This window comes from Tanticharoenia sakaeratensis NBRC 103193 (genome assembly GCF_000963885.1).
GTDB classification, from domain to species: Bacteria; Pseudomonadota; Alphaproteobacteria; order Acetobacterales; family Acetobacteraceae; genus Tanticharoenia; species Tanticharoenia sakaeratensis.
Genome location: NZ_BALE01000012.1, coordinates 61167 through 77813 on the forward strand (window position 1 = coordinate 61167; position 16647 = coordinate 77813).

Below are 16647 nucleotides of genomic sequence, written 5' to 3' on the forward strand. Positions count from 1 at the left end.
CCTCGTGCGGGCCGCACCGGACCGTCGCCGGACGCCGCATTGTCAATTCGTGCGGGGCACGAACCGTCCCGCACCGATCATCATATTGCGCTCCCGCGCCGGCCACCTGTCCCGACACTGATGCCCCGGTCTTCGGCTTCTCATCATTCTGCGCCCGGACTGGTTAATAAGCCGCAACGAAGCATCATGACGAAAGTTTCCGTGGGGTCAGCACCGACTCAGGCGGTCGCCTTTGGGAACGATCTGAACCCCATATAGGACTTCGCGCGTAACGAGTTCAGTCTTCTTTTTGTGACATCAGGTGGCGGAGCTCTCCCAAGCCTTAATTGTTTGTAATACTGCGCCATAAAGGGCACGCAGCCCCAATGTCTCCCCGCCCTCGGGCCGGCCGGCGCGGCTTGAGTCGTTCCAGGCATATGTATCGACATGAGCCCACGGAATCTGAGGTTTTACGAATTTCTCCAGGAACAGCGCCGCCGTGATTGCACCGGCCATGGGCTTCGCCGATACGTTGCCGCAGTCAGCCACATTTGATGCAAGCCATGACGAATAGCCATGCCAGAGAGGCAGGCGCCACATATCATCGCTTGAATGTTCGGCGGCCCCGAGTATCGCCTGCGCGAATAGAGCGTCATTACTGAACAATGCCGGCAGATCGGGTCCGAGTGCCACCCGTGCAGCGCCCGTCAGAGTCGCGGCATCGATGATGCGGTCGGGTGCGAGTGAGGACACTTCGTCGAGCAGGTCGCACAGCACGAGACGCCCTTCCGCATCCGTGTTGCCGATTTCGACCGTCTGGCCCGAGCGCGTGCGGACGACGTCGGAAGGTCGCATGGCGTGGCCGGAGATGCTGTTTTCCACACACCCGATCCGGATGGTCAGACGCACGGGGAGATCCTGCGCGATGATGGCCGATGCCAGCGCGAGCATCAGCGCAGCGCCCCCCATGTCCTTCTTCATGCGAAGCATGCCGGACGACGGCTTGATATCGTAGCCGCCCGTATCGAAGCACACTCCTTTGCCGACCAGAGCGATATGGGGCGCGGTGTCGGGCGCGCGGCTGCCCCGCCACGATGCTCGAATGACGCGACCCGGCCGATCCGAGCCGGCGGCGACATGGGCGAGACATGGATACTCGGTCGCCAGCGCATCGCCACCGATACTCTCGGCATGTGCGCCCGCATCGGCGAGCACCGAGACGGCGATGTCCGCCAGCTCCACCGGCCCGAGCAGATTGGCCGGCCGATTGATCAGGTCGCGTCCCAGCCAGCAGGCCGCTGCCAGTGCATGCCCGACGCCGTTCGTCACCGGCGCCACGAGTCGCACGGCGGGCGCCGCATCGCGACGGATGCGATAGGCGCCCATGGCAAACCCAAGGATCAGATCGTCATCCCATCCATCGACAACGGCCTGCGCATGCTGCCCTGCCCGCGTCACCCGCCAGTCCCCCTTGGGAAGGCCGGTCGCGAGCGGTGCGAAACGCAAGGCATCGCGTATCTCTCCCCCCGCCACGGTCAGAAGCGCGGACGCCACGCCCTGCGCGCCCGGCACGAGTGCGATCTGGCCGGGCTTTGCCGCGAAACCGGCATCACGCACGAATGCCCGCGCCGACTCGGGCAGCACGTCGAAAGCCGCTTCTCCTTCCGGGACCACAAGCACTTCACGCACCGCCCCGTCGGAAGGTGCCACGAAGCAGTCCGGCCCCTCGGAAGCGGCGCGTTGCGGCAACTGGTCCATCATCATCGTCCTCATCCTGCGGTCATCATTCTTCTTACATGAGGTATCGGGACGCTGCCCCCTTGCGTTCCCGCGTCGCGCGCCACAGCATCGTGGCATGCAGGGGCCGCAGCACGCGCCGGGCTCCGCGCGGGGCTTCGCCATGCCGAAGCGCGTCCGCGCGGTGCTCGGACCGACCAACACCGGCAAGACCCATTATGCGCTCGAGCGCATGCTCGCGCATGCGTCCGGCATCATCGGCTTTCCACTACGCCTGCTCGCACGCGAGAACTACGACCGGATGGTCGCGATCAAGGGTGCGGGCGCGGTCGCCCTCATCACCGGGGAAGAGAAGATCGTCCCCGACGGGGCGCGCTGGTTCTCCTGCACCGTCGAGGCGATGCCGCTGGATCTCCAGGCCGAATTCGTGGCCGTCGACGAGATCCAGCTCTGCGCCGATCCCGATCGCGGACATGTCTTCACGGACCGTCTGCTGCACGCGCGCGGACTTGTGGAGACCCTGTTTCTCGGCGCGGAGACGATCCGCCCGATCATGATGCGTCTGGTACCGGGCGTGGAGATCGAGACGCGACCGCGCCTGTCCGGCCTTCTGGACGCCGGCCCCATCAAGCTGTCCAAGCTTCCGGCGCGCTCGGCGATCGTCGCGTTCTCGGCCGCCGAGGTCTACGCCATCGCCGAAGTCATCCGCAGGCGTCGCGGCGGCTGTGCCGTCATCATGGGGCAGCTTTCTCCGCGCACCCGCAACGCACAGGTGGCGCTCTACCAGAACAAGGAAGTGGATTATCTGGTCGCGACGGACGCGATCGGGATGGGGCTGAACATGGACGTCGGCCATGTGGCACTGGCGGGCCTGAGCAAGTTCGACGGCACCTCGCCCCGCCCTCTCCTGCCGCAGGAAGTCGCCCAGATCGCAGGGCGCGCGGGACGCGGCATGCGTGACGGAACGTTCGGCACCACCGGCGACTGCCCGCCGATGTCGCCATCGCTGATTGAGGCCATCGAGACGCACCGTTTCGACCCGATTGCCCGCCTGTCATGGCGTAATTCAGCGCTCGATTTTTCCGGTCCGATGCCGCTTCTCGAGAGCCTGCTCCGCCCGCCCGCCATGCCCGGACTGACGGCGGGACGCGTGGCCTCGGATCTCGCGACGCTGGATGCGCTGGTTCAGGATGCCGAGATCGTCGAGGCGGCCCGTGGCCGGTCGAGAACGCAACTGCTCTGGGACGTCTGCCAGATCCCCGATTTCCGGAAACTGGGCGACGACAGCCATCTCAGGCTCTGCGCGCGGCTGTTCTTCACCTTGCGGCGCCATGGCGCCATCCCGCCGACCTGGTTCGAGGGCCAGCTTGGTGCGCTGGATCGTGTCGATGGCGACATCGACACGCTGATGCACCGGCTGTCGGGCGTGCGCGTGTGCACCTATGTCGCCGCGCGGACGGAATGGAGCCGCGATGCGGCGCACTGGCAGGCGCGCGCCCGTGCCGTGGAAGATACGCTGTCCGACGCGCTGCATGAGCGCCTGACTACGCGCTTCGTCGACCGTCGCGCCACGTCCCTGCTGCGGCGGCTGGACGACGACGGCGATCGGCGGTTGCTGTCTGCCGTGACGAAGGACGGCGACGTCGTGGTCGAAGGCCACGCGATCGGCCGCATGGTGGGCTTTGCGCTTCATCCGGACGCAACCCTGTCAGGCCCCGAGCAGAAGCACGTGCTGAAGGCCGGCAAGCAGGCGCTCAAACACGAAATGCCACGGCGTGTCCAAGCACTCGTGACGGCTGAGGAAGAGGCATTTGCCGTCGACTGGCAACGACTTCAGGTCGCATGGCTCGGCGTCCCCGTCGCACGCCTCGTCAAGGGCCGTGGATTGCTGGCTCCCGCAGTGCGAATTCTGCCGGGCGAGTTCCTGCATGCGGGACAGCGCGATCAGGTGGCGGTCCGGCTGCAGGACGTCGTGTCGAAAAGGGTGACCGACGCCCTTGCCGCGCTCCTGCGCGCGTGCGCCGCGATCCGCTCCAACGGGACGCTGCGTGGTCTCGCCCACCGCCTCGAAGAAGATGGCGGCGTCACGGCACTGACCGCAGCCGACACGGCGCTGCCGAAACCGGCCCGTGATACACTTCGGCGTCACGGTATTTCGGTCGGCTCGCAGGCCGTTTTCTGCCAGGCGGCCCTCAAGCCTGAGGCCATGCGGGTCCGCGCCGCGCTGTTCCGGATATGGCGTGGCGACACCAGCGCCCCGGCAACGTCCCTCGTGCCGGAACGCGTATCGGTGCCGTCCACGGCGGATGAGCCCGATGCCGAACGGCTGGGATGGGTCGCGGCCGGTCCGATCTGGCTCCGCCTGGATGTTGCGGAACGGATCACGGTGACGTTGGCTCATCTGACGCGCAAAGGCGCGCGACCGGCACCCGACGTGCTTGCCTCGTGGTTTGGTGTCGCAAGTGCGGACGTGCCGGCGGTGCTGCGCGGGCTCGGCATCGCACACACCGCCGCGCAGTTGCCAAAGCGGACAGACAAGCCCTTCGGCCCGCCTGCGCCGCTGATGCTGCTTTCCGTTCGCCGATCCGGCGCACGGGGTGTTTCGAGACGCAACCGGCACCGTCCCGCGACGCCGCGCCGGACACCGGGGGAGCCGAGTGGTGCATTCGCTGCCCTGGCGCGCTGGCGCGAGGCGACGCCGCCTTGAGGAAAGAGCCTGACACAGGCGTCGCCCCGAGCCAACGGCTTGATTTGTGGCTGTGGCATGCGCGCATTGCCCGCACCCGTTCGGCCTGCACGGCGTTCGTGCAACAGGGCCGGATCCGTATCAATCGAATGGAGACGGACAAACCTCATGCGCGCGTCCGCGTAGGCGACGTGCTGACGCTGCCTGCACACCCGTCTCCGGAGGTGCGCGTCCTTCGCGTTCTGGCCCTTGTTGAAAAACGTGGCTCGCCGCGTGAGACAATCGGCGTCTACGAGGAACTTTAGCAGCTTCGGAGTGCTTGCAAGGCGGCGCAAAGCCCCGCATATCATCCCGGTCACTGTGGCAGTTACCGCGTGTCCTGCACGCACACTGCCTTCACCGCCGCGCAGGCGTGGAGACGGGGCGCATGGTCGCCCGTTCCTTGGATTGGAAGATCGGAGAGCGCGATGACCTACGTGGTCACGGAAAACTGCATTCGCTGCAAATACATGGATTGTGTTGAAGTCTGCCCCGTGGACTGCTTCTACGCAGGCGACAATTTCCTGGTCATCAATCCCGACGAATGCATCGACTGCGGCGTGTGTGAGCCGGAGTGCCCGGCCGAAGCCATCGTGCCCGACAGCGACGATCGCGCAGCCGTCTGGGCCGAGACGAATACGAAGTTTTCGGCTCTCTGGCCGAACATCACCCGCAAGGGCACGCCGCCGGCCGATGCGGACGAATGGCGCGACAAGCCGGGCAAGGCAGAGCTGCTGTCGGACGCACCTCATAAGGGCTGAAGCTCGCGGGCCAGCGCCTGAAGACAGAAAGCCGGTCGGATCTCCGACCGGCTTTTTTGTGTCCTACACTCTCGGCGTCGCCGGCGTGCACCTGATGTGTCGGCCCCGTTCCGCTGGAGCTGATGCAAGGCGCATCAGGCTCGCAGCCGGAGAAGCTGTCTTACACTGTCTCTCAAAATTCTGATGGTTCCAAAAGAAAAGGCCGGCCGGGATATCCCGGTCGGCCTTTTTCCTTGCCTGCAAATCCCTGCATCGCGCCAGCGCGATGCAGGGACGACAGATCAACGCGACATCATGTTGACGCTGGTGTCGTGCATGATGAACAGCGTGCCGCCAACCAGAAGGATGACGGAGATGACGGTGAAGACGAACGCCATCGTGTTCCAGCGCGATTCCGAGTTGGTGCTCAGATGCAGGAAGAACACGAGATGGACGAGGACCTGGATGACTGCGAGTGCCGCAATCGCCCCGATCGTCGCCGTCGGCGACATGCCGTGCATCATGACGATGGCGAACGCTGCCGCCGTCAGGACAACCGACAAGACGAAACCGATGAAATACGACCCGTAGGAGCCGTGGCTTTCGCCGGCAGGGGTTGTGAGATGCGCTTGGGCCATCAGACGACACTCATCAGATAGACGAAGGTGAAGACGCAGATCCAGACGATGTCGAGGAAGTGCCAGAACAGGCTGAGGCAGGTCAGCTTGTTCATCATGCGCTCGGTAAAGCGCTGCTTCCCGAAGTTCTGGACCATCAGCACCGCCATCCAGATCAACCCGAAGGTGACGTGCAGACCGTGCGTCGCGACGAGCGTGAAGAAGGCGGACAGGAACGCGCTGCGATCCGGGCCATTACCTTCCGACACCATGTGGGTGAACTCGTTGATTTCGAGACCCACGAAGCACAGGCCGAGAAGGAAGGTGACGCCAAGCCAGGCGGTCAGACCGCCTGAGTTGTGCTTCTGCGCCGCCAGCATCCCGAAGCCATAGGTGATCGAGCTGAAAAGCAGGATGGCCGTTTCGATCCCCACGTTCGTGAGGTCGAACAGTTCCTTGCCGGTGGGACCGCCCGCGAACTGGTCGCGCAGGACGGCAAACACCGCGAACAACGACCCGAACAGGACGCAATCCGTCATCAGATAGATCCAGAAGCCGAAGACGACGGGCGATTCGTGCCCGTGCTCCTGGTCGTGCCCGTGCTCCGACGGGTGCATGGTTGCTTCGTGTGCCATTACTCTGCCGCCTGTGCCACCAGCCTGCGCGACTGTTCTGCTTCGTTATGTTCGATCTCGCTCACCGGCACGTAATAGTCGATGTCGGTGTTTGCGCTGCGCATGATCACGGTGACGATGATCCCCAGCATGCTGATGGCGGCGAGCCACCAGATATACCAGATCGCACCGAAGCCCAGGAGGAACGAGAACGCTCCGACGAACACGCCCGCTGCCGTATTCTTCGGCATGTGGATCGGTTCGAATTCCTTGTGCGTCCCCTGACGACCCAGCTCCTTGTCGTGATGGAAGGCATCAAGACCATAGACCGTCGGCACGACTGCGAAGTTGTAGGCCGGCGGCGGCGAGGAGATGGACCACTCGAGCGTACGGCCATTCCACGGATCGCCCGTAAGGTCGACGTTCTCGGGAAGCGCACGGTCACGGATCGAGACATAGATCTGCACGAGCATGCAGGCGATGCCGACCATGATCAGGATGGCGCCAGCTTCCGCAACCAGCATCCAGGGATACCAGTCGGGATTGTCGTAGTGGTTCATACGACGGGACATGCCCATGAAGCCGAGCACGTAGAGCGGGATGAAGGCCAGGTAGAAGCCCACGAACCAGCACCAGAACGAGCGGATGCCCCACTTCTCGTTCAGCTTGAAGCCGAACACCTTCGGGAACCAGTAGTTCAGGCCGGCAATGTAGCCGAAATACACGCCACCGATGATCACGTTGTGGAAGTGCGCGATCAGGAAGAGGCTGTTATGGACGAGCCAGTCTGCAGCCGGCATCGCCATCATGACGCCCGTCATGCCGCCGATGCTGAAGGTGATCATGAAGCCAAGCGTCCACCACATGGACGCATGCATCTGGACCCGGCCCTTATACATCGTGAAGAGCCAGTTGAAGATCTTCACGCCCGTCGGGACGGCAATGATCATCGTCGCGATGCCGAAGAACGTATTAACGTTGGCACCGGCACCCATCGTGAAGAAGTGGTGCACCCACACGACGAACGACAGGACGCCGATCGAGCACGTGGCGTAGACCATCGTCTTGTAGCCGAACAGCGGCTTGCCGGAGAACGTCGAGACGACTTCCGAGAACACGCCGAAGGCCGGAATGACGAGAATGTACACTTCCGGATGGCCCCAGGCCCAGATCATGCTCAGGTAGAGCATCTGGTTGCCGCCGCCATCATTGGTGAAGAAGTGCATGCCGAAATAGCGGTCGAGACCCAGCATGCCGAGCGTGACCGTCAGGATCGGGAACGACACCATGATCAGGATCGTGGTGACGAACGCGGTCCAGGTGAACACCGGCAGGCGCATCCAGGTCATGCCAGGCGCACGCATCTTCACGATGGTCGTGAAGAAGTTCACGCCCGTCAGCAGCGTGCCCACACCGGACAGCTGAACCGCCCAGATATAGTAGTCGACGCCGACACCGGGGCTGAACTGGCTCTCGGACAGCGGCGGATAGGCAAGCCAGCCGCACTGCGAGAACTCACCCACGAACAGGGACACGTTGATCAGGATCGCACTGATCGCGGTCATCCAGAAGCTCAGGGAGTTCAGGAACGGGAAGGCAACGTCGCGCGCGCCGATCTGCAGCGGAACCGCAATGTTCAACAGGCCGGTCATGAAAGCCATGGCCATGAAGAAGATCATGATCGTTCCGTGTGCGGAGAAGATCTGATCGTAGTGGTGCGGTGGCAGATAACCGGGATTGCCGGCGTAGGCGAGTGCAAGCTGCGTGCGCATCATGATGGCATCCGCGAAGCCGCGGAACAGCATGACGACAGCAAGAATGATATACATGGCGCCAAGACGCTTGTGATCGACTGACGTCAACCACTCCCGCCAGAGATAGCCCCACTTGCCGTAATAGGTGACGAGACCGAGCACCGCGATGCCCGCAATGGCCACGCCAACGAAGGTGCCGACGAGAATCGGCACATCAATGGGTATGGCGGACCAGGTTAACTTTCCCAACATTGCCTTATTCCTTCATCTGCATGTCGGACATGGCGGACTGCATGTGCATGACCTTGCCGGTGCTCTTATCGATCACCATGCCATTGTTGTACTTGGCGATGATCCCCTCAAACAGACCGGGCTGCACATGAGAGAAGTACTGCACCGGAGCAGCTTCGCTCGGCGCGGCATACTTGCTGTAATCATTGGAATCGAGCGTGTCGGACGATGCCCGGACCTTGTCGACCCATGCATTGAACTCGCTGTCGTCCATCGCAAGGGTGCGGAACTTCATGTCCGAGAAACCACGACCGCTGAACTGCGACGACTCACCCAGGTAGTCCCCCGACTGGCTGGCGAGAAGATGCAGCTGCGTCTGCATGCCGGCCATTGCGTAGATCATCGATCCGAGGCGCGGAATGAAGAACGAGTTCATCACCGTATCGGAGGTGATGCGGAAGCTGATCTGTGTATTGGTCGGGATCGCGAGCTGGTTGATGGTTGCAATACCCTGGTCCGGGTAGATGAACATCCATTTCCAGTCGAGCGCCACAACCTCGACGTTCAGCGCCGGCTTCGTTCCGGCGACAGCCGGGCTCAGCGGGCGATACGGGTCGAGACGGTGCGTCGTGTCATAGCTGATGATGCCAAGCACGAAGATGATCAGCGTGGGGATGCCCCAGATGGCAACCTCGATCTTGTTCGAGTGCGACCAGTTCGGCAGGTACTCTGCCGACGTATTCGACGCCCGATATTTCCACGCATAGTAGATCGTGAGCACGATCGTCGGGACGACGATGCACATCATGATCGCGAATTCCAGGAGCAGGACGTTGCGTTCCTCGAGCCCGACCGGTCCACGCGGATCGAGCAGGTCCAGGCCGCTGCACCCTGATAAAAGGAGAACGGTGCCGAGAGGTACGAGACCTCTGAGCGCCGGCTTAAGCTTGGTTATCATCTCTTGCCCCAGTTCCTACCCCAATCATCAAAGCCGACGGCGGAACCAACCGGCCGCACTGCCTGATCGTCACATGAGAAACGGAACCTCGAACGTCCCGGGTCTGACCCCGCTGCCGTTGATGATCCATGGCGTCTCTCATCTCGCGACCTCTGGCATACGCCCGCCCCACCGAACGAACATCATGCGCCGGTCTCTGTCCCGGAAAGGCATGATGCCTGCGGGCTTTTGGAAACCGACGCGACTGTGATTGTCATCTGCCTGAACCAATCGTGAGGCAACCCTTCGCGCACGGTTTCCTTTGCGGCAAAAAAAAGGCACCCGCGCGCCAGAACCTTGCGTTTTCAACGGGTTGCAAAGTTTCAACAGCCGACAGAATAAAACTGTGTAAAAAAATTTAGGTTGCGTGCTGCAATACTCGCGCCGCTTTATCGGACCAATTTGGTCCATTTCAACGTAAACAGGGCCAGCTCAAGATGAGCTGGCCCTGTCGACGCAAGTATCGGCTCGGTCAATAATCAGTTGTCGGAGTTGGATCGAACCCCGACGAACTGCAGAATGAACTGAAAAAGATTGATGAAGTTCAAGTAGAGTCCAAGTGCATCATAAACGCTGCGCTTGGCCATCTCATCAGGACCGAGATAGGACGCGAACTGGACATAGGTTGCCCGGATCCGCTGCGCATCAAATGCCGTGAGCCCCGTGAACACCAGCACGCCGACCACCGAAACGATGAACATGACTGCAGGGCTGTGCATGAAGATATTGACGACCGATGCGATGACGATGCCGAACAGGCCCATGATCAGGAACGATCCGAAGCGGGAGAGATCAGCCCGCGTCGTGTAGCCCCAGAGCGACATCGCCGCGAAGTCCGCTGCGGAGATGAAGAAGGCACGTGCGATGGACAGGCCTGTGTATCCCATCACCAGGCTGACAAGGCTTGCGCCCATGGCGACACAGAACGCCCAGAACAGCGTCTGGACCGTCTGCCGGGACAGCCGGTTGATCCCGGCCGACATGATGAGTGTGAAGACCAGCGGCGAGAAGATGGCGATATAGCCCAGGCCCGTCGGGCGGATGGCCACGCCGCCAGGCGTCATGATGGCATGAAAGAAGGCATGCCGCAGGCTTGTCTCGGCGATCGTGTAGGCGGTGATACCCGTGACGACGAGTCCCATCGCCATCCAGTTGTAGACGCGCAACATGTAGGCCCGCAGGCCCGTATCAATCGTGCCCGCACCGTAACCGGCAGCGGTTGCACGATAGTTCGGAGTGAACGCCATTGTCTTCCTTCTCCAGAGCAGCAGACATCCCGCAAGGACGGGACCCTCGTTGCCGCATCATAGCGCAGTTCGTGCACCAGAGGCTTTAACAAGTCGTATCATCACGGACAGGTTCAAGATGGGCGGATCCGGGCGTGCGGTGGGCGTGGTACTGCATTCCATGACAAGCTGTCCTGCCCCCTCGATTCGGGGCCGCTGTTGGACCTGCCGGGAGCTGCGCCGCCCATGCGATTCTTCACCGCAATCGAACTGTCCGACGACCAGCGCGAGCAGCTTGCCGATCTGAGAGGCTCGCTGCCGGGCGCGACGTGGGTGCCGCCCGCCAACTATCACCTTACCCTGCGTTTCCTGGGCGAGATCACCAGCCGCCATCAGGCGGAGGAAATCGATCTTGCCCTCTCGCGGGTCTCATGCGCGTCCTTTCCGCTCTCGTTGTGCGGAACCGGGTTGTTCTCGGGCTCCAGGCTCGATCGTCTCTGGATCGGCGTTGCGCGCTGCGAGGCCCTGATGCAGCTTCAGAGCCGGATCGAGACGGCCCTGCGACGTGCCGGCCTGCCGCCGGAAAAACGCCGCTTTCAACCCCATGTGACGATCGCTCACATGGATCCCATGGCACATGACGCCGTGGCGCGCTGGATGCAGAACTACAATCTTCTCTCAAGCCCGCCCGTGCTGGTCACGTCGTTCACGTTGTTCGAGTCCCTGCGCGGGCCGGACACGCCGGTCTATGAACCCAGCGCCCTCTATCCACTCGATGCGAAAGCCAACGTCTTCTGACATGACAGATCAAGATACCGCGTTGGCACAGGTCGTACGCGAAGTGCAGGCCTGCACGGTCTGTGCGCCCTTTCTGCCACTCGGACCCAAACCGCTGATCCATGTCTCAACGACGGCACGGATCCTCATCGCCAGTCAGGCGCCGGGGACGAAAGCCCATCTGAGCGGCAAGTCCTTCTATGATCCGTCGGGCAACCGGCTGCGGACCTGGCTCGACCTGTCAGAAGAACAATTCTACGACACAAGCCAGGTCGCGATCCTGCCCATGGGGCTGTGCTATCCGGGCCGCCTGCCCAAAGGGGGCGACAAGCCCCCGCGCCCGGAATGCGCGCCGCTGTGGCGCGAGCGCGTGCTGTCGCATATGCCCGGCATCCGGCTCGTCCTGCTGGTCGGCAGTTATTCGCAGGAACATACGCTCGGTCGAGGCTCCGTCACCCAGCGTGTGCGTCATTTTCGGGACTACCTGCCGAAGTATTTTCCACTCCCGCACCCGTCCTGGCGCACAGGCGTCTGGGAGCGTCGCGCGCCCTGGTTCCAGGACGACGTGATTCCGACGCTGCGCACACTCGTGCGCGAGATTCTTACGTCGTAACGCGTCTTTGGAAGACTTCTGAGGCGCCGCAGCCGGCTCACCGGCTGGCTGAAGCCGTGGGAGCAGGCGCGAGATCGAGCCGGATGTCCCGGGCGAGATCCAGAACGAAGCCGTGCAGACCGGAGAAGAGGATCTGAATGCCGATGCACAGCAGGATCAGGGCAGCAAGGCGACTGACGATCCGCGTGCCGGTCGAGCCCAGCATGGCCACGACGCGATCGGCATAGGCATAGACCCCTGCCACGACGAACGCGATGGCCGTCGAGGCCAGCGTCAGGCCGATGTAGTAGCTCGGCATCGGATCTGATGCCGGCCGCTCCGAACTAAGCGCAATCGCAACCGAGATACTGCCCGGTCCCACCGTGAACGGCATGGCGAGCGGAAAAAAAGCCGTCTGACGCAGATCTGCGGTAGCCGTCGTTCGACCCTCCTGCAGCGCCTGGCGTTCCTTGCGGGCCTCGATCTCCTCCGGTTCCTGCAACAGCGCCCAGGCACGGACAGCCACGACCAGGCCACCCGTCACACGCAAGGCATCGATCGTGATCCCGAAGAAGCCGAGGATCCATTCGCCGAACCAGATCGAAACGATCAGGATGATGAACGAGTTCAGCGCCACGAGCCGGGCCAGCGTCACGCATTCCCTGCGCGACCGGCCTAGCGTCGCCTGCGCGAAAATCAGTGCGGCCCCGAGCGGATTGACGATCGAGAACAGGGCCGGAAACGCCAGCAGGAACGCCGCAAGCACGTTGCGCGCACCAATCTGCTGCGTCAGCCCATGCGGTGAAATGATCATGCCGTCACGCCCGCCGTCCCAGCGACGTCACGGCGCGGATGCGCCCTGCCGACGGACAATCGCCGCCGTATTACGGGCGCGACGCGCGAAGCGGCGCTGGTCTCCGATCAAGACGGCACGAACGGCCGGCTCATCCTGGGGCAGGCAGCATAACGTTCCAGCGCCGGCCGGTGCGTTCTGGCACACGCTCAGACCGAGATCGCAATAGACGCCCTGCAGAGCCTGGCCGATACGGATGAAGACAAGATGGCGTCCTTCATGCAGCGCGAGGTCGCGCAGGCGCCAGATCGCCGCTGTACAAAATCGCGCCTGCCCTGCCGGATCGCCCAGCCCGATGATGAAGCGCTCGGTGCGGAGGAACGGGATTGCCGCACGCCCGGCATCGCCAAACAGTACGCCGTTCGGCCGCCGCGGGCCGAGTTCGGCGAGCGCGTGATCCAGCTCACGATACCGCTCCTCGGAACTCCGGTCCCAGGGCAGGACGGGTATGCGGCCGACACGCATCATCTGTCCGATGGCGATCAGCCCCAGAAGAACCGAAAGCCCCAAGACCCAACGCACATCGGCTTCACGGGCGCCATGCAGCAGTTCGCGCCACCACGACACCCCCAGGTGACGTTCGGAGGCGAAGATCGCGATGCTCACCAGGCTCGCGATCCAGAGCATGACCGGCGTCATCAGCGTCGGCGACCACGGCTCGGACATGAGTCGAGCCGGACGGTAATAGCAGGAACTGAAGGGCGCGATCAGCACGATGACCAGCGCAAGCGAGCCGGGAACCCCAATCGGCGCATGCCGAAGCAGGACAAGTGCGATCGCCCACAGCAGACATCCGATCGTCGCCTTCCAGGCCAGCAGCACGCGCTGGGACAAGCCGATGGCAAGCCCCACCAGCGTGACGCCGGTGACCGAAAGCAGGCAATCGGTCACCTCGTGCAGCCACCAGCCGCCAAATCCCGTCGGGGCATAAGCCGAGGGCAACATAGCGTAAACTACAAGCAGGATGCCTGACGCGGCCACGACACCGGTTGCGACCGCCACCGAGAAATCGGCCTCGCTCTCCCGGATCACGTGGCTGGGTCGCGGCGCCAATACCGGCGCGGGCTCGCCACGGCGGCGCGCCGCCTGCGCGCGCTTGCGCCCAAGGGCCGCGTCTCCGCGCAGGAACATCTCGTGCCCTGCGAACATGAGGCCCGCGAGGACGAGCGGCACGATGTAGTAGAGCACGCGGAACACGAGGATCGTGCTCAGAATGGCCGATGCGCTCATGTAATGGCCGAGAGCCAGCATCATCGCGCCATCGAAGACGCCCAGGCCCCCCGGCACGCTCGCCAGCAGACCTGCCGTGTAGGACATCATGTAGATCGCGAGGAACGCGCCGAAGCTGATCGGAACGCCGTGCGGCAGCAGGACGTAGGCGATCAGAGCCGTTGCCGCCATGTCCGCGCTGGACACCGCGACCTGGGCCAGCGCCGTGCCGATACCCGGAAGATCGATCTCATGATGCCGGATACGAAGCACACGCGGGCGCAGGGACATGACGACATATGCCGCGATCACGGCCCACATGCCGATGCCGATCACGATCGGCACGATCTCCGGCACATGGGTCGAGATCAGCGGCAGATGCCCCGGCTCGGCCAGCAGGACGCCCCCGATCAGTGCGAGCGTACCCAGCAGATAGGTGGTCGAGCAGAACGCGATGATCTGGGCGATCGCGGCACTGCCGACGCCCCAGTTCCGATAAAGCCTGAAGCGGACGGCAGCGCCTGAAATCGCCGAGCAGCCGAGATTATGGGACAGTACATAGGAGCAGAACGCCGCAAACGCGGCCCTGCGATACGAGACATCCGCGCCGACCTGCCGACACGCGAGCCAGTCATAGAAGCTCAGGATCGTGTACGACAGGACCGTGCACGCGATGCCGACATTGACCGCGCGGCCTGGCATTGCATGCAGCGCTGCACGGATATCGTGAAAAGACAGCGTATGGAGTTCGCGGACGATGACGACGATCGCTGCGATCATCAGCACCAGACCCAGCGCCGCCGGGAGGCGGTGCAGGAGACGGCGCCAACGATGCGGCGCACCGGCGCTCCCGGCGCACGGCACGATCGGATCGTCTGCTTGCGGCTCCGGTGCGACGCTCACGATCCCTCGCGCACGCTTCGCTCAGGCCGTGACGGATTCGACGGCATGTTCATTGCCATCTGCAGACCGGGCCAGCGCTCCATCGATCAGCCCGACGGTCTCGGGAAGACCATACAGGGACGCAAAGATACCGAAGCGCGGTCCTTCCGTCTGGCCCAGCAGGACCTCGTACAGGCAGCCGAACCATGAACGGAGCTGGGGCTTTGCGAAATATCGCTTGCCGACCTCGAACACGATGTCCTGCACCGCATCGGGCGTCGCATCCGCGGGCGTGGTGCGCAACGCGTTGGCGAGATCCTGCAGGCCCTTGCGCTCCGTCTCGTTCGGCGCGCGATAGACTTTCGCCGGGCGCACGAAATCCCGGAAATACGCCAGCGCACGACCAACGAGCTGGTCGACATAGGGATGCGTCTGCGGCGAGAGCTCCGGATCGTAGCGCTGCAGGAACTTCCAGAGCGTCGCCGTATCATCGGCGTTCGCAACACTCGCGAGATTCATCAGCGCCGTGAACGACACCGGGCTCGAATCCTGCGGGCGGATCGTGCCGCCCTGGATGAACCAGGCCGGATTGGCCTGGAGCACGGCCGGATCGTCGGTCTGGGCCGCCTTGTCGACATTGGCGAGGTATTCGTCCGTCGCGCGCGGAATAACGTCAAAAAACAGCCGCTTTGCGCGTGTCGGCTGATGGAACATGTATTGGCCGAGGCTTTCCGGTGGCGCATAACGCAGCCACTCGTCGATCGAAAGCCCGTTCCCCTTGGACTTGGAAATCTTCTGGCCGTTCTGGTCGAGAAAGAGCTCGTAGGTCAGCCCCGCCGGCGGTTCCTTGCCCAGCACGCGGCAGATCTGGCTCGACAGACGGACGCTGTCGATCAGGTCCTTGCCCGACATCTCGTAATCGACGCCGAGAGCGAACCAGCGCATGGCCCAGTCGGCTTTCCACTGCATCTTGGCCTTGCCGCCGAAGACGGAGGTCTCGAACGCCTCGCCGTCCTCGTCCCGCCACTGAACGGTTCCGGCTTCGGGATCGACCCCCAGCACCGGCACCTGCATCACCCGACCGGTGCGCGGATGGATCGGCAATACCGGGGAATAGGTCGCACGCCGCGCCTCGCCGAGTGTCGGCGCAATCAACGCCACTATTTCGTCATGCACTTCAAGCATACGGCGGAGAGCCGCATCGAATACGCCGCGCGTATAATAGTCCGTGGCGGACGCGAACTCGTACTGGAAGCCGAAATTGTCGAGAAATTCCCGCAACATGGCATTGTTGTGGTGCGCGAAGCTCTCGAACTTGCCGAAAGGATCCGGAATCCGAGTCAGCGGCAGGCCGAGATGCTCGGCCAGCATGGCCTGATTCGGCACATTGGTCGGCACCTTTCGCAGCGCGTCCATGTCGTCCGAGAACGCGAGCAGGCGCGTCGGCCGACCGGTCAGCGCCTCGTAGGCCTGCCGTACCCAGGTCGTGCGGGCAACTTCGCCGAACGTGCCGATATGCGGCAGGCCGGACGGCCCGTATCCCGTTTCGAGCAGCGCAGGACGTGCTTCGGCGCCCGCGCCGCCGGCGGCGACGTGGTTCGAGATCTTGCGGGCTTCCTCGAACGGCCAGGCCTTCGGGAGTTCATGACTTTCGGCGCGCGGCGCGGCGTGGTGAGCACTATCGGATACCATGATGCGCGAGAAGCTAGGAACT

Annotated in this window: 14 protein-coding genes; 5 read left to right on the forward strand and 9 right to left on the reverse strand. The window is 63.2% G+C overall.

Annotated elements, in window-relative coordinates; translation table 11 throughout:
* Window positions 1–297: 297 nt before the first annotated feature.
* The gene (locus B8446_RS06000) at window positions 298–1743 is read right to left on the reverse strand and encodes a leucyl aminopeptidase family protein (protein WP_084712117.1); all 1446 of its coding nucleotides are present in this window, start codon (window positions 1741–1743) and stop codon (window positions 298–300) included.
* A gap of 91 nt (window positions 1744–1834) precedes the next feature.
* Between B8446_RS06000 and B8446_RS06005 the strand changes: the two genes are divergently transcribed.
* The 3 genes from B8446_RS06005 (at window position 1835) to fdxA (ending at window position 5202) form a co-directional block, all read left to right on the forward strand.
* Window positions 1835–4423, forward strand: coding sequence for a helicase-related protein (locus tag B8446_RS06005; protein WP_048848269.1), 2589 nt, complete (start codon window positions 1835–1837; stop codon window positions 4421–4423).
* Complete coding sequence (locus tag B8446_RS06010) at window positions 4420–4707, forward strand: S4 domain-containing protein (protein ID WP_148505869.1); 288 nt, start codon at window positions 4420–4422, stop codon at window positions 4705–4707. The genes B8446_RS06005 and B8446_RS06010 overlap by 4 nt, the downstream gene beginning before the upstream one ends.
* Before the next feature lie 162 nt (window positions 4708–4869).
* Window positions 4870–5202: a ferredoxin FdxA gene (gene fdxA, locus B8446_RS06015; RefSeq protein WP_048848270.1), complete on the forward strand. Its 333-nt coding sequence runs from the start codon at window positions 4870–4872 to the stop codon at window positions 5200–5202.
* A 281-nt stretch (window positions 5203–5483) separates the two neighbouring features.
* On the opposite strand, the gene cyoD is transcribed toward fdxA, so the two are convergent.
* The 5 genes from cyoD to B8446_RS06040 all read right to left on the reverse strand — a co-directional run bounded on the left by cyoD (window position 5484) and on the right by B8446_RS06040 (window position 10641).
* Window positions 5484–5819: a cytochrome o ubiquinol oxidase subunit IV gene (cyoD, locus tag B8446_RS06020; protein WP_048848272.1), complete on the reverse strand. Its 336-nt coding sequence runs from the start codon at window positions 5817–5819 to the stop codon at window positions 5484–5486.
* A complete protein-coding gene (gene cyoC / locus B8446_RS06025) occupies window positions 5819–6433 on the reverse strand; it encodes a cytochrome o ubiquinol oxidase subunit III (RefSeq protein WP_084712118.1) in 615 nt (204 codons plus the stop codon). Before cyoC ends, cyoD begins: the two co-directional genes overlap by 1 nt.
* A complete protein-coding gene (gene cyoB, locus B8446_RS06030; protein ID WP_048848275.1) occupies window positions 6433–8418 on the reverse strand; it encodes a cytochrome o ubiquinol oxidase subunit I in 1986 nt (661 codons plus the stop codon). The genes cyoC and cyoB overlap by 1 nt, the downstream gene beginning before the upstream one ends.
* A 4-nt stretch (window positions 8419–8422) precedes the next feature.
* Window positions 8423–9355, reverse strand: coding sequence for a ubiquinol oxidase subunit II (gene cyoA / locus B8446_RS06035; RefSeq protein WP_048848276.1), 933 nt, complete (start codon window positions 9353–9355; stop codon window positions 8423–8425).
* A 518-nt stretch (window positions 9356–9873) separates the two neighbouring features.
* The gene (locus B8446_RS06040; protein ID WP_048848278.1) at window positions 9874–10641 is read right to left on the reverse strand and encodes a Bax inhibitor-1/YccA family protein; all 768 of its coding nucleotides are present in this window, start codon (window positions 10639–10641) and stop codon (window positions 9874–9876) included.
* A gap of 225 nt (window positions 10642–10866) precedes the next feature.
* Here B8446_RS06040 and thpR point away from each other — a divergent pair, with 225 nt between their 5' ends.
* Window positions 10867–11418 (forward strand): RNA 2',3'-cyclic phosphodiesterase, encoded by a 552-nt coding sequence (gene thpR, locus B8446_RS06045; protein ID WP_048848397.1) that lies wholly within the window; start codon window positions 10867–10869, stop codon window positions 11416–11418.
* Window position 11419: 1 nt separating this feature from the next.
* Complete coding sequence (locus B8446_RS06050) at window positions 11420–12010, forward strand: uracil-DNA glycosylase family protein (RefSeq protein ID WP_048848280.1); 591 nt, start codon at window positions 11420–11422, stop codon at window positions 12008–12010.
* Window positions 12011–12047: 37 nt separating this feature from the next.
* On the opposite strand, the gene B8446_RS06055 is transcribed toward B8446_RS06050, so the two are convergent.
* From B8446_RS06055 to B8446_RS06065, 3 genes are read right to left on the reverse strand one after another with little or no spacing between them, the layout of a single operon-like run.
* On the reverse strand, window positions 12048–12803 hold the full coding sequence (locus B8446_RS06055; protein ID WP_048848282.1) for a MarC family protein: 756 nt from the start codon (window positions 12801–12803) through the stop codon (window positions 12048–12050).
* 27 nt (window positions 12804–12830) lie between these two features.
* Window positions 12831–14954, reverse strand: coding sequence for a lysylphosphatidylglycerol synthase domain-containing protein (locus B8446_RS06060; RefSeq protein WP_148505870.1), 2124 nt, complete (start codon window positions 14952–14954; stop codon window positions 12831–12833).
* A gap of 21 nt (window positions 14955–14975) precedes the next feature.
* Window positions 14976–16625 (reverse strand): lysine--tRNA ligase, encoded by a 1650-nt coding sequence (locus tag B8446_RS06065; RefSeq protein ID WP_048848284.1) that lies wholly within the window; start codon window positions 16623–16625, stop codon window positions 14976–14978.
* Window positions 16626–16647 lie beyond the last annotated feature (22 nt).

Bases quoted from the DNA above. Each gene is read 5' to 3' on its own strand.
- cyoA (WP_048848276.1), bottom strand. From the start codon at position 9,355: ATGATAACCAAGCTTAAGCCGGCGCTCAGAGGTCTCGTACCTCTCGGC.
- thpR (WP_048848397.1), top strand. From the start codon at position 10,867: ATGCGATTCTTCACCGCAATCGAACTGTCCGACGACCAGCGCGAGCAG.
- B8446_RS06055 (WP_048848282.1), bottom strand. From the start codon at position 12,803: ATGATCATTTCACCGCATGGGCTGACGCAGCAGATTGGTGCGCGCAAC.
- cyoD (WP_048848272.1), bottom strand. From the start codon at position 5,819: ATGGCCCAAGCGCATCTCACAACCCCTGCCGGCGAAAGCCACGGCTCC.
- B8446_RS06000 (WP_084712117.1), bottom strand. From the start codon at position 1,743: ATGATGATGGACCAGTTGCCGCAACGCGCCGCTTCCGAGGGGCCGGAC.
- cyoC (WP_084712118.1), bottom strand. From the start codon at position 6,433: ATGGCACACGAAGCAACCATGCACCCGTCGGAGCACGGGCACGACCAG.
- B8446_RS06065 (WP_048848284.1), bottom strand. From the start codon at position 16,625: ATGGTATCCGATAGTGCTCACCACGCCGCGCCGCGCGCCGAAAGTCAT.
- B8446_RS06040 (WP_048848278.1), bottom strand. From the start codon at position 10,641: ATGGCGTTCACTCCGAACTATCGTGCAACCGCTGCCGGTTACGGTGCG.
- fdxA (WP_048848270.1), top strand. From the start codon at position 4,870: ATGACCTACGTGGTCACGGAAAACTGCATTCGCTGCAAATACATGGAT.
- cyoB (WP_048848275.1), bottom strand. From the start codon at position 8,418: ATGTTGGGAAAGTTAACCTGGTCCGCCATACCCATTGATGTGCCGATT.
- B8446_RS06050 (WP_048848280.1), top strand. From the start codon at position 11,420: ATGACAGATCAAGATACCGCGTTGGCACAGGTCGTACGCGAAGTGCAG.
- B8446_RS06005 (WP_048848269.1), top strand. From the start codon at position 1,835: ATGCAGGGGCCGCAGCACGCGCCGGGCTCCGCGCGGGGCTTCGCCATG.